14 protein-coding genes and 1 pseudogene are annotated in these 12,251 nt (G+C 70.5%); 8 read left to right on the forward strand and 7 right to left on the reverse strand.

What is annotated here, in order from left to right; translation table 11 throughout:
- Positions 1-6: 6 nt before the first annotated feature.
- Positions 7-465: a nuclear transport factor 2 family protein gene (locus ACFYWI_RS21865; RefSeq protein WP_389234975.1), complete on the reverse strand. Its 459-nt coding sequence runs from the start codon at positions 463-465 to the stop codon at positions 7-9.
- 285 nt (positions 466-750) lie between these two features.
- Here ACFYWI_RS21865 and ACFYWI_RS21870 point away from each other — a divergent pair, with 285 nt between their 5' ends.
- Entirely contained in the window at positions 751-1,368 is a 618-nt protein-coding gene (locus ACFYWI_RS21870; RefSeq protein ID WP_389234978.1) for a flavin reductase family protein, read from the forward strand.
- 3 nt (positions 1,369-1,371) lie between these two features.
- Here ACFYWI_RS21870 and ACFYWI_RS21875 read toward each other — a convergent pair whose 3' ends face one another.
- The 4 genes and pseudogenes from ACFYWI_RS21875 to ACFYWI_RS21890 form a co-directional block, all read right to left on the reverse strand.
- Positions 1,372-2,547, reverse strand: a complete 1,176-nt coding sequence (locus ACFYWI_RS21875; protein ID WP_389234981.1) for a methyltransferase — start codon at positions 2,545-2,547, stop codon at positions 1,372-1,374.
- A 64-nt stretch (positions 2,548-2,611) separates the two neighbouring features.
- Positions 2,612-2,824 (reverse strand): annotated as a pseudogene (locus ACFYWI_RS21880) (hypothetical protein); the annotation flags it as partial.
- Between the two features lie 63 nt (positions 2,825-2,887).
- Positions 2,888-3,061: a hypothetical protein gene (locus ACFYWI_RS21885; RefSeq protein ID WP_389234984.1), complete on the reverse strand. Its 174-nt coding sequence runs from the start codon at positions 3,059-3,061 to the stop codon at positions 2,888-2,890.
- Between the two features lie 62 nt (positions 3,062-3,123).
- Positions 3,124-3,999 (reverse strand): undecaprenyl-diphosphate phosphatase, encoded by an 876-nt coding sequence (locus ACFYWI_RS21890; protein WP_389234987.1) that lies wholly within the window; start codon positions 3,997-3,999, stop codon positions 3,124-3,126.
- Between the two features lie 647 nt (positions 4,000-4,646).
- Here ACFYWI_RS21890 and ACFYWI_RS21895 point away from each other — a divergent pair.
- Positions 4,647-5,816, forward strand: coding sequence for a thiolase family protein (locus ACFYWI_RS21895; RefSeq protein WP_389234990.1), 1,170 nt, complete (start codon positions 4,647-4,649; stop codon positions 5,814-5,816).
- A gap of 54 nt (positions 5,817-5,870) precedes the next feature.
- Here ACFYWI_RS21895 and ACFYWI_RS21900 read toward each other — a convergent pair whose 3' ends face one another.
- Positions 5,871-6,575, reverse strand: coding sequence for a TVP38/TMEM64 family protein (locus tag ACFYWI_RS21900; RefSeq protein WP_389234993.1), 705 nt, complete (start codon positions 6,573-6,575; stop codon positions 5,871-5,873).
- A gap of 49 nt (positions 6,576-6,624) precedes the next feature.
- Between ACFYWI_RS21900 and ACFYWI_RS21905 the strand changes: the two genes are divergently transcribed.
- From ACFYWI_RS21905 to ACFYWI_RS21920, 4 genes are all read left to right on the forward strand, one after another.
- A complete protein-coding gene (locus ACFYWI_RS21905; protein ID WP_389234996.1) occupies positions 6,625-7,323 on the forward strand; it encodes a DNA alkylation repair protein in 699 nt (232 codons plus the stop codon).
- A 72-nt stretch (positions 7,324-7,395) separates the two neighbouring features.
- Positions 7,396-7,530, forward strand: coding sequence for a hypothetical protein (locus tag ACFYWI_RS21910; protein WP_389234999.1), 135 nt, complete (start codon positions 7,396-7,398; stop codon positions 7,528-7,530).
- Positions 7,531-7,628: 98 nt separating this feature from the next.
- On the forward strand, positions 7,629-8,813 hold the full coding sequence (gene tuf, locus ACFYWI_RS21915; protein ID WP_389235001.1) for an elongation factor Tu: 1,185 nt from the start codon (positions 7,629-7,631) through the stop codon (positions 8,811-8,813).
- A gap of 27 nt (positions 8,814-8,840) precedes the next feature.
- The gene (locus tag ACFYWI_RS21920; protein WP_389235004.1) at positions 8,841-9,686 is read left to right on the forward strand and encodes a spermidine synthase; all 846 of its coding nucleotides are present in this window, start codon (positions 8,841-8,843) and stop codon (positions 9,684-9,686) included.
- 74 nt (positions 9,687-9,760) lie between these two features.
- Here the strand turns inward: ACFYWI_RS21920 and ACFYWI_RS21925 are convergent, their stop codons facing one another.
- A complete protein-coding gene (locus tag ACFYWI_RS21925) occupies positions 9,761-10,774 on the reverse strand; it encodes a hypothetical protein (RefSeq protein WP_389235007.1) in 1,014 nt (337 codons plus the stop codon).
- 94 nt (positions 10,775-10,868) lie between these two features.
- Here ACFYWI_RS21925 and ACFYWI_RS21930 point away from each other — a divergent pair, with 94 nt between their 5' ends.
- Both ACFYWI_RS21930 and ACFYWI_RS21935 read left to right on the forward strand, forming a co-directional pair.
- Complete coding sequence (locus tag ACFYWI_RS21930) at positions 10,869-11,321, forward strand: DUF4442 domain-containing protein (RefSeq protein WP_389235010.1); 453 nt, start codon at positions 10,869-10,871, stop codon at positions 11,319-11,321.
- A gap of 244 nt (positions 11,322-11,565) precedes the next feature.
- Complete coding sequence (locus tag ACFYWI_RS21935; protein ID WP_389235013.1) at positions 11,566-12,234, forward strand: DedA family protein; 669 nt, start codon at positions 11,566-11,568, stop codon at positions 12,232-12,234.
- Positions 12,235-12,251: the final 17 nt, after the last annotated feature.

Consider the following 12,251-nt stretch of genomic DNA (forward strand, 5'->3'; position numbering starts at 1 on the left):
CGCGCCTCAGCCGTCGCCGAGGCCCCCACCCGCGCGGCGCCATTTCTCCTGGATCGCCACCGAGCTCAGTCGCCAGCCGGCGTCCGTACGCAGCAGACCGAACGTGTATCGCCCGCCCGAGACGAAGTCCTCTCCGGACTCCGTCCGCATCGGATTGATGTAGTCCGCCCGCACCTCGGCGCGATCACCCGGATAGCCCCCGAGGTCCTGGAGGCGCAGCTGCCGGTTGACGATCAGGTGCTGGCGCACCGGGAACAGCCCCATCGCCTTCGCGAGCCACTCGGCGATCTGTGCCGCCGGGCCCTCGATACCGCCGGAGCCGCGGTAGTCGGCGCGCCCCTCAGGGGTGAACAGGGCACGGTAGGCACCCCAGTCGCCGTCGTCCACGGCCACCGCGTAACCGGTGACCACCTCGTCGATGGCCAGCCGGTCCATCACGGTCGCGAGATCCACACGCTGCGTCATCGGCACAGTGTCGGGGCAGGCGGCATGACACGCCAAGAGCCGTGCACGCCGTCGTGTCCGTTCGGGAAGGCGTAGGCGTCGGGCGGCGACAGGCTCCGCCGGACGTCGTTGTTGTCACGGCGCCGGTACCGGTGCGCGGTCGGCGGGTGCGCGGAGCGGCGAAGGCGCCGACCGCGCGCGGACCGTCCCGTGCGGGCGCTCGCGGGTCACGGGGGTGGTGGGCGGCGTGGAACAAGCCGTCCGGGCCGGGGATTTCGCCCGCGGCCTGCGTGGATACTGGTCGCCATGCGCATCGATTTCGACCCCGTCCACTGTGACCGGAACACCTTCTACCGGCTGATGACCGCCACCGTCGTGCCACGGCCGATCGCCTGGATCTCCACCACATCGGCCGAAGGCACCGACAATCTCGCCCCGCACTCCTTCTTCACCATCTCGTGCGTTCAGCCGCCGGTGGTCCAGTTCACGTCGGTGGGGCGCAAGGACTCCCTGCGCAACATCGAGGACACCGGAGCCTTTGTGGTCAACTTCGCGCCCGAATCGCTGTTCGAGCAGATCAACGCGACCGCCACCGACTTCCCGCGCGGCATCAGTGAGTTCGACACGGTCGGCGTCGAAAGGGAGTCGAGCCTGCGGGTGAAGCCGCCGCGGGTCGCGGCCTCACCGGTCGCTCTGGAGTGCGAACTGCACAGCACCGTGCGCCTTGGAGACTCGACCGTCGTGTTCGGCAGGGTGGTGCATGCCGCGGTCAGCGAGGAGGTCATGGTGGACAGGCACCCCGAAGTGACCAGGCTGGCACCGCTGTCGCGGCTCGGCAAGGACGAGTGGGGCACGCTCGGGGACGTACGCGAGCTCAGCCGCGTCCCTTACACGGAATGGCAGAGCCGCGGGGTGAGCGGCTGACGCTCACTTCCTGACCGCGCGCAGAACCACGAACTTCGGGTCGGCGGCGACGACTTCGCAGTTCCCGAAGAGCCGGCGCAGCCGTACGTGGTAGCCGAGGTGGCGGTTGCCGATGACCCACAGCTCGCCACCGGGCCGCAGAACCCGGCGTGCATCGGCGAACATCCGCCGGGCCGTTGTGTCGGTCGTCGCCCGGTGCGAGTGGAACGGCGGATTGTTGAGAACCAGGTCCGCCGACCCGTCCGCGAGCGCGGACAGGCCGTCGCCGACCAGGAACTCGGCCTGGGCGGCGGGTGCGTTGTCGTGGAAGGTGGCCTCGGCCGATGCCACGGCGGAGAACGACTCGTCGACGAACGTCACCTCGGCCTCGGGGTTGGCCATCGCCACGGCGGTGCCGACCACGCCGTTGCCGCAGCCCAGGTCCACGACCCGCTCCGGGCCGTGCCGGCGCGGCAGGCTCCGCAGGAAGAAGCGGGTGCCGATGTCCAGGCGCTCGGCGCAGAAGATGCCGGCGTGGTTGGTGACCGTGCGGCCCGCGAGCGTGCCGATGTCGGCGGGCAGGGCGTACCGGAGCGGCCACGGGCTCGGCGTGCGGACGAGCCCGGTGTCCGGAGTGCAGAGGATGAGCCGGGCCTTCTTGGCCGCCAGGGACGTCCTGGTCGGCCCGATGATCCGCTCGAAGAGTTTGAGGGTGGAGGTGTGGATCTCGCTGACCATGCCGGTGCCCACGACGACGGTGCTCTCGTGGACGGCCGGAGCGAGCCGGTGCAACTGGTCCTCCAACAGCGCCAGGCTCTTGGGCACCCGCACCAGCAGGACGTCGATCCGCTCCGGCGGTGTGTCCCTGGCCGACAGCAGCCGTACGCGGTCCGCGGTGATGCCGCCCCGCTCAAGATTGGCGCGGGTCGCCTGCTGGCCGAGGTAGGAGTCCGTGATCTGTACGACAGGGTGCTCCGGCCGGGCCGGACGGCGCGCGGCGAGCGCGGTGACCAGTGCGCCCCAGCGGTCGCCGACGACGCTCACCGCACCGGTCAGATCTGTCGGCGGCGCGTCCTCGGTGCCCTGCAGATGCCGCAGCAGATACTCGTCGGCGGCGTCCCAGGCGCGGAGCGTGTCCCGGGGGTCCTCGGGGAAGCGGGCGAGGTCGAACGCGCCCCATGGCGTGGTCAAACGGTTCATCGTGCACTCAGGCTAGCCGAGCGCGGACATCTGCCGGTCCCCTCGCACGTGCGAGGGGACCTAAGGCGGCGTACCCCTGGTGGGCGCTCCCGCCGCGCCACTCCACCAGGTGTGGATCGTCGAGGATCATGTCGGCGTCCTCGAGACCGGCCCTCCGCAGGAACTCCACGAGGTCCTTGTCGCTGCGTGCCAGTCCGACGATCTCACCGCGCACGGTGACGGGCCGCCCGCCTTCCGGAGACGGCGGATGCACCACGATCGGAGCCTGCCAGGCCATAACCCCAGGGTGCACGGGGGCAGCCGAAAGTGCAGCCCGAAGCTGGGCCGTGGCAGCCGGAGGCTACGCGGCGGGCTCTACGTCCTCGCGTGCCGCGGCGGCCCACTCCACCACCAGCGCCTCGTACTCCGGGCGCCGGTCCTCCGGCAGCTCCCCGTCGGCCCACAGCTCACGGATCCGGGCGTTCAGTTCGGCGGCGGACAACGCGGAAACGGACTCGCTGGGAAAGGCGGACATGGCACAAGGCTAAGGCCTCCCTGTGACAGCGTCTCCACCACGAAGCCGTCGGCCGGTGGGCCTCACTGGGCCGAATCGCCGGCGTGGGGGCTCAGCACATCCGTGCCGACCAGCACGAACAGCGCGATACCCAGCAGCACTCGGTAGATCACGAACGGCATGAAGCTCTTCGTGGTGATGTATTTCATGAACCAGGCGATCACCGCGTAGCCGACACCGAAGGCGATGATCGTCGCGAAGATCGTGGGCCCCCAGGAAACATGGCCACCCTCGCCCGCGTCCTTGAGTTCGAAGAGCCCGGACGCCAGCACGGCGGGGATCGCCAGCAGGAACGAGTAACGTGCCGCCGCCTCACGGGTGTAGCCCATCAGCAGACCGCCGCTGATCGTCGCACCGGACCGCGAGACACCGGGGATCAGCGCCATCGCCTGGCAGACGCCGTAGATCAGACCGTCCCGCACGCTCAACTCCTGGAGCGACTTGCGCTCCTTGACCGCGCGGTGCTTGCCGCCGTCCTCGTCGCGCGCGGCCAGCCGGTCCGCGATGCCGAGCACAAGGCCCATGACGATCAGCGTGGTTGCGATGAGCCGCAGATCGCGGAACGGGCCCTCGATCTGGTCCTTGAGCGTGACTCCGAGCACACCGATCGGGATCGAGCCGATGATCACCAGCCAGCCCATCTGCGCGTCATGGTCGCGGCGCATCTCCCTGTCGGTGAGCGAGCGGAACCACGCGGAGATGATCCGTGCGATGTCCTTGCGGAAATAGATGAGAACGGCCGTCTCCGTGCCGATCTGCGTGATCGCGGTGAACGCGGCACCCGGGTCGTGCCAGCCGGCGAATGCCGCGGTGAGCCGCAGATGCGCGCTGGAGGAGATCGGAAGGAACTCGGTCAGCCCCTGCACGAGCCCGAGGATGAATGATTCGAACCACGACATGAAAGCTAAGCCATCCCCGTGCTGGTCAGGTTGGAAGATACGGTGCGGGCCGCGATCATGCGTCCGTCGCGTGGCAGCGTAGCGTCATCGGATGAACGGTCCACGAGCGGGCTGTCGCCCGGGGGAGCAGCACAAGATCAACGCTGCGCCGCTCGCGGAGATCCGGCCGGTGCCGGTGCCGGGGCGGCACGTCACTCCATCCGCGTCCTGAGCGCCCTCAAGTGACCTGTGGTCCCGGCTTGTTCGGGTCCGGGTCTGCCGACGCCCCGCCGATCAGGCCTTGATGGGCTGCCTGGAGCCCGGCCACGAGCCGGCGCATCCATGTCTCTGCGCGCCCCCGCTCGACGGTGTGCCGGGCGACTTCGAGGCGGCGGGCGAATGCCTGGTCGCGAGCCTCGGGTCCGGGCGCCCGATGCCCATGATCCGCTCCCTCGCGCACTGCCTGTCGGGATACCGGCTCCGACGGCAGGCGGGGGCGATGGCCCCGACCGCCGACCGCCGACCGCCGACCGCCGACCGCCGACCGGCGACCGGCGGGCTTCGGGCTTTGTTCCCTCCGAGGGTTTGAATTCCCAACTTACATGGCTACTGTTGGGTAGTAAGCGAGTTCAGATTTCCAACTCACCCGTAGCGAGGAGGCGCGCTCCATGCGTGACGCCGTCATCGTCGAAGCAGTCCGCACACCGATCGGGAAGGGCAAGGAGACCGGAACCCTGGCGGGATTCCACCCGACCGAGCTGCTGTCCCACACCCTGCGAGCCCTCGTCGAACGGAGCGGAGTCGATCCGGCCCTGATCGACGACGTGATCGGCGGGACCGTCGACCAGGTCGGTGAGCAGGCCATGAACACCACGCGGTACGCCTGGCTGGGCGCCGGGTTCCCCGACTCCGTGCCTGCCACCACCGTCGACCGCCAGTGCGGCTCCTCGCAACAGGCCGTGCACTTCGCGGCGCAGGGCGTGATGGCGGGCGTGTACGACGCCGTCATCGCCTGCGGCGTCGAGTCCATGAGCCGCGTACCGATGTGGTCCAACGTGCCGGCGGGCGTGGACCCCTTCGGGCCGGGGGTCGCCGCACGCTACCCGGAGGGACTGGTGCCGCAGGGGATCAGCGCCGAACTCATCGCCGCCAAGTGGTCCATCGATCGCGAGGCGATGGACCGGTTCGCGGTGGATTCACACCAGCGCGCGGCACGGACCTGGGCGGACGGGCTGTTCGACGCCGAAGTCGCGCCCATCGGCGGCCTGACGCGGGACGAAAGCGTACGGGCGGACACGACGGCCGCGATTCTCGCCGGGCTGCGGCCCTCGTTCGAGGACCCCGTCTTCGCCGAGCGGTTCCCGCAGATCGAGTGGTCGGTCACGGCGGGCAACAGCAGCCCGGTCAACGACGGCGCCTCCGCCGTACTGATCACATCCGGCGAGGCCGCAGAGCGGCTGGGTCTGCGCCCCCTCGCCCGGCTGCACAGCTTCGCCGTCACCGGATCCGATCCCCTGCTGATGCTCACGGGGGTGCTGCCGGCGACCGAGAAGGTCCTCGCGAAAGCCGGCCTCGCGCTCGACGACATCGATCTGTTCGAGGTGAACGAGGCGTTCGCGAGCGTGGTGCTGGCCTGGCTCCAGGAGACCGGCGCCGATCCCGCCAAGGTCAATGTGCACGGGGGCGCCCTCGCCCTCGGCCACCCCCTCGGCGCGAGCGGCACCCGCCTGATGACCACCCTGGTCCACGCGATGCGCCTGCGCGGCGCGCGCTACGGCCTCCAGACGATGTGCGAGGCCGGCGGCCTCGCCAACGCCACCGTCCTGGAGGCGATCTAGGGCCGGGGCCGCGACCCCGGCACAAGGGTCGCGGACCCTGCCCGCCGTCGTGGGTCAGGCGCTGCGCAGGCGGTGGCGCTTGGCCCACGCGACCGCGACCGCGGCCAGGGCGGACACCACGATGAAGCCCGTCGCGGCGAGGAACACCGGTGAGGTCGGGGACGCCGCGCTGCTGCCCGCGACGACGTACGCCGCCGTGTTCGGCACGGAGCCGATACCCGTCGCCAGGAGGAAGGGCAGGCAGCCCATCCGGGACACCGCTGCGCAGTAGTTGGCCGCGGCGAACGGGACACCCGGGAACAGCCGGACGGCCAGCATCGAACGGAAGCCGTGGCGGCTCAGCTGCCCGTCGGCGGCCTTCAGCCAGCGCCCCCGCAGCAGGGGCCGCAGCGCGTCCTGTCCCAGCAGCCTGCCCAGCGCGAAGGCGATACCGGCCCCCAGCACCGTCCCCGCGATCGCCGAGACCAGACCGGCCTGCGAGCCGAACAGCGCGCCCGCCGCCAGATTCAGCAGGGGGCGCGGCACGAACGCCGCCGTGCACACGCCGTAGCCCACACCGAACAGCACCACCGCGGCCGGACCGCTCACCTGGGGCGGCCAGCCCGCCGAGAGCAGCCGCTGCGGCTCGTACAGCACCACCGTCACCACCGCGGCGGCCAGCACCATCACGAGCAGCGACAGCCGGGACCACGGCGAGAACAGCGCTCTGGAGCAGCGGACGGCAAGACCGGATGCCGGCCTGGGGACGGGGTCGAGCATCCGGGGAGAGTAACCGACCCGGGCATGTGATCGCCGTAATGTGGGCTCCATGAAGTACGCCGGCCCGCGCAGCCATCTTGCCGACACGGTCATGGAACGGCTCACCGCCGTGTACCCCACCGGGGCGGACGCGGCCAGGGCCGTGCGGGCCGCCGCGTACATGAAGGACGTCGCACCTTTCCTCGGCATCCCCACACCGGAGCGCCGCGCGCTGTCCCGGACCGTCCTCGCGGGGACCGGCCGGCCGGGCGAGGCGGACTGCGCCGCGATCGCCCTGCGCTGCTGGGAACTGCCCGAGCGTGAGTACCACTACTTCGCGTCCGACTACCTGCGCCGCCATGTCGGGCGCTGCTCGTCGGGCTTTCTGCCCGTCGCCCGGCGCCTCGTCGAAGCGGCCCCCTGGTGGGACACCGTCGACACGCTCGCCGTGCATGTCGTCGGCCCCCTGGTGGCCGCCGACCCCGTGCTGACAGCCGACATGGACGCCTGGATCGACGACGAGAACCTCTGGGTCTCGCGTACGGCTCTCCTGCACCAGCTGCGCCGCAAGGAGACGACCGACGCCGAGCGGCTCTTCGGCTACTGCCTGCGCCGCGCCGGCCACCCGGACTTCTTGGTCCGCAAGGCGATCGGCTGGGCCCTGCGCGAATACGCGAAGACCGACCCGCAGGCGGTGCGGGACTTCGTCGCCGGATCCCGTGACAGGCTCTCACCTCTGTCCGTACGCGAGGCGCTCAAGCACCTGTGACGGGTGTGACCTGAACTCCCGCACCGGGAAAACCGTTCGACGCCGCCCGGGCCGTGAGCGATGATCAGCGACATGTTCCGGTACGCCTTCCTCGCAGCGCCGTCCGCAGTCGCGGACGCGCCGAAGGCTGCCGCGTTCCCCGCGACGGCCGCGGCACCCGCCGCAGCAGCCGTTGCCGCAGCGCCCTTCGACGGCGCCCGAAGCTGACCCTTCCCGGATCGTCCGGCGGACCCCACAGGGGGAGGGTCGGCAAGGCCCAGGGGTCCACCACACGCTTCGAGTTCCGGGAAGGAACCATCCCAGTCATGCCCAAGACGGCATACGTGCGGACCAAGCCGCACCTGAACATCGGCACCATGGGCCACGTCGACCACGGCAAGACCACCCTGACCGCCGCCATCACCAAGGTTCTCAGCGAGCGCGCCGGCAGTGGCACCTCGTACGTCTCCTTCGACCGGATCGACCGGGCGCCCGAGGAGGCCGAGCGGGGCATCACCATCAACATCGCGCACGTCGAGTACGAGACCGAGACCCGTCATTACGCGCATGTGGACATGCCGGGCCACGCCGACTACGTCAAGAACATGGTCACCGGTGCCGCGCAGCTGGACGGGGCGATCCTCGTCGTCTCCGCGCTCGACGGCGTCATGCCGCAGACCGCAGAGCACGTCCTGCTCGCCCGCCAGGTGGGCGTCGACCACATCGTCGTCGCCCTGAACAAGGCGGACGCCGGGGACGACGAGCTCACCGACCTGGTCGAGCTCGAGGTCCGGGAGCTGCTCACCGCCCATGGATACGGCGGGGAGGCGGCGCCCGTCGTCAGGGTGTCGGGGCTGAGGGCGCTACAGGGCGACCCGCGCTGGACCGCGGCGGTCGAGGCCCTGCTCGACGCCGTGGACACGTATGTACCCATGCCTGTCCGGTACACGAACGCGCCCTTCCTGCTGTCGGTGGAGAACGTGCTCACCATCACCGGACGCGGCACGGTCGTCACCGGAGCCGTCGAGCGCGGCACCGTACGGGTCGGTGATCGTGTGCAGGTGCTCGGTGCGGACGCCGGTCCGCAGATGAGCACGGTCACCGGGCTGGAGACCTTCGGCAAGCCGATGGAGTCCGCCGAGGCGGGGGACAGCGTGGCGCTGCTGCTGCGCGGAATGCCGCGCGACGCTATACGGCGAGGGCATGTGGTGGCCGCGCCCGGCAGCGTCGAGCCCCGCCGGCGCTTCACGGCGCGGGTCTACGTCCTCTCCGCGCGCGAGGGCGGCCGGACCACCCCGGTCTCCACCGGATACCGGCCGCAGTTCTACATCCGCACCGCGGACGTCGTCGGTGACATCGACCTCGGCGAGACGGCCGTGGCGCGGCCGGGTGACACGGTCACACTGACCGTGGAGCTCGGACGTGACATACCGCTGGAGCCGGGCCTCGGCTTCGCGATCCGCGAGGGCGGGCGCACGGTAGGGGCCGGGACGGTCACCGCCCTGCTGTGAGGGGTTCCCCGCAGGCACAATGAGACGGTGAACGAGCAGATCCCCGTCCTGCGGGCCGTCGACGGCGGCACCGCCAAGCTCATGCCCGACGTGGACCGGGAGCGGGCCTGGCTGCTGACCGTCGACGGTGCGCCGCAGTCGTACGTCGACCTGGACGAGCCCACGCACCTCGAATTCGAGTACGCGCGCAGGCTCGCCCATGTCGTCGACTGCGCGGCCGAGGAGGACGCGCCGCTGGATGTGCTGCACCTCGGGGGCGGGGCGCTCACGCTGGCCCGTTATGTGGCGGCCACCCGGCCGGGCTCGCGCCAGGACGTGGTCGAGGTGGACCACGGCCTGCTCGCGCTCGTCGCCGAGCATCTCCCGCTCCCCGCGGACGCGGGCATCACGGTCCACGCGGCGGATGCGAGGGCCTGGGTGGAATCCGCGCCGCCGTCCTCGGCGGACGTGCTGATCGCGGACGTCTTCGGCGGCTCGCGGGTCCCGGCGCCTCTCACGACGCTGGCCTACGCCCGCGCCGCGCAGCGCGTACTGCGACCGACGGGCATCTACGCGGCCAACCTCGCGGACGGCGCGCCGTTCACCTTCCTCCGCTCCCAACTGGCCACCTTCGCCGAGGTCTTCACCGAGCTGGCCCTGATAGCGGAACCGGGAGTGCTGCGGGGCCGCCGCTTCGGCAACGCGGTGCTGCTGGCGTCCCGGGCCCCGATCGACACGGCGGCCCTGGCCCGTCGAACGGCATCCGACGCGTTCCCGGCGCGCGTGGAGCACGGCAGTGCGCTCGCACGGCTGGTGGGCGATGCGGCGGCGGTCGAGGACGCGCACGCGGTGGCGTCACCCGAGCCGCCGGACGGGGCGTTCAGCGTGGGCTGAGCGGGCGCTGCGGTGACGGATCGTGATCGTCGTCCGTCACCGCCACCCGGCCGTTGCCGGTGGGCGCCCGCCGGTCAGGGGGCCGTGGGTTCGACCAGGCGCACCGTGCTCAGGATCTTCTGGATGGTCGTGTCCGGGATCTCGTCGGGGATGCCTGTGTGACCGAAGAAGACCCAGCTGGCGAAGTCACCCTTGGAATTCTTGAAGGAGAACGCGACCGCCTTGCCGTCCGTCGAGCACTTGTTCTTCTTCTTGACGCCGGGAGCCTTGGCCGTTGACACGCTGCCCTTGAGCCCGGACTTGGTGGTGTAGTCCACGGACTTGGTGACCTTGACCGTGCCCTTGGGCTCTGTCTGGGCGTATCCGGCCCAGACCCAGTTGCCGGCCTCGTTGTACGCGGCGTTCGCCGTGTCCTTGGCGCCCTTGCCGCCCTTGGTGCCGACCGAGCCCAGGCCGAACTCCTCGACGGTGCCGTCCTTGTCGGTGTCGATCGTGCACCACTTGCTCTTGTAGTGCGCCGGTGCCGACATGACGACGACCGGGGTGCCGTCGCCCTTCTTCTCGTCCTCGAAGAAGGTGCTCGTGCCCGACCCCTGGACCTCCCACTCGGCCGGAACGTCGAACTGCGTGCCGTGCTTGGGGTTGGTGACGACCTTCCAGCCTTCGATGGTCGGCTTGGCGCCCTCACCGCCGCGCGGGTTCGCGGTCGGTGAGGGTGAAGTCTCCTTCGCCGGGGGCGTCTTGGACGCCGTGGCCTGTCCGCCCTTGTCCGAGGCGCCCTTGTCGTCGTCCTTGAGCACGATCACGCCGGTGACGACAGCGGCGGCGACCACGGCCGTCGCGGCGACGATGGCGACGATCGTCGTCTTCTTCCGGTCGTCGTTCGGCGGCTGCGGCGCTCCGGGCATCTGACCGGGCACCGCGTACTGCGGAGCTGTCGGCTGCTGGTAGCCCTGCTGCGGGTAAGGGTTGGGCTGTTGGTACCCCTGCTGCTGGTACGGGTTGGGCTGTTGGTACCCCTGCTGCTGGTACGGGTTCTGGTTCTGCGGGTTCTGCTCGCCCCCGGGCGGCTGCTCTCCTGGCCACATGGCCCGTAACGATAGAGGTGCACCATGACCGGATCCACGGCCGCCCCCGCAGAGGGATTCCCAAGCGCGGCTACTCATGGGTAACATAGCCGTCATGAGCGCTGATCAGATGTCCGTCGGCGAGATGCTCGCTGCCACCGTCCCCATGGCCCGGACCCTCAACCTGGAGTTCCTGGAGACCACCGCCGAGCGTGCGGTCGTCCGTATGCCGGACCAGGCCGACTTCCACAACCACGTCGGTGGACCGCACGCCGGAGCGATGTTCACGCTCGCCGAGTCCGCGAGCGGCGCCATCGTCCTCGCCGCCTTCGGCGACCAGCTTTCGCGCGCGGTACCGCTCGCCGTCAAGGCCGAGATCGGTTACAAGAAGCTGGCCATGGGCATCGTGACGGCCACCGCCACGCTCGGTCGCTCGGTCGCCGACGTCATCAAGGAACTGGACGCGGGGGAGCGCCCCGAGTTCCCGGTGAACATCGCCATCCAGCGTGAGGACGGCGCCGTGACGGGCGAGATGACCATCGTGTGGACCCTGCGCCCCAACAGCTGACCGCGGCGCGCACAGACCGGGCCGCCCCGACACCCCCGAGGTGACGGGGCGGCCTCCTGCACCCCGCCGGCACCTTGGGCGGCCGGTCGGAGAGACCAAGGCCCCGCGGCCGAGCAGCCCGCAGATGGCTCTGCGCAGCGCCCGGCCGACCGTCGTGCGACCAGGTAGGCTGCCCGGGGTGCGCCGACGGGGGTGCATTGAAACGGCGGGCCGTTTGCCCATGAGATGTCGGGAGGATGCGGTCTTGCACGTCCAGGAGTGGCTCGAGAACGTCCCTGCGATCAGCATCTACCTTCTGGTGGGTGTGGTGATCGGCCTCGAGAGCCTCGGCATCCCGCTTCCGGGTGAGATCGTCCTTGTCAGCTCGGCGCTGCTCGCCTCCCAGCACGGCGACATCAACCCGTACATCCTCGGCGCATGCGCCTCGGCGGGCGCGATCATCGGCGACTCGATCGGCTACGCCATCGGCCGCAAGGGGGGCCGCCCCCTGCTGGCCTGGCTCGGCGGAAAGTTCCCCAAGCACTTCGGCGAGCCGCAGATCGCCATGGCGGAGCGTTCCTTCGAGAAGTGGGGCATGTGGGCCGTGTTCTTCGGCCGCTTCGTCGCTCTGCTGCGGATCTTCGCGGGCCCGCTGGCGGGCGTGCTGAGGATGCCGTACTGGAAGTTCGCCATCGCCAATGTCTTCGGCGGAATCCTGTGGGCGGGCGGCACGACCGCCGTCATCTACTCCGTCGGCATCGTCGCCGAGGCGTGGCTCAAGCGGTTCTCCTGGCTGGGGCTGGTCCTCGCGCTGCTGATCGGTGTCACTTCGATGCTGATCCTCAAGAACCGGGCCAAGAAGGCGGCCGCGCAGGCCTCCGCAGAGCAGCCGGCGACGGCGGCCGAGCCGGAGCCCGTGCCCGCCGCCGACTGATCCCCGGCCGGACTCGC

The sequence above is a fragment of the Streptomyces sp. NPDC002889 genome (genome assembly GCF_042888425.1).
GTDB lineage: Bacteria > Actinomycetota > Actinomycetes > Streptomycetales > Streptomycetaceae > Streptomyces.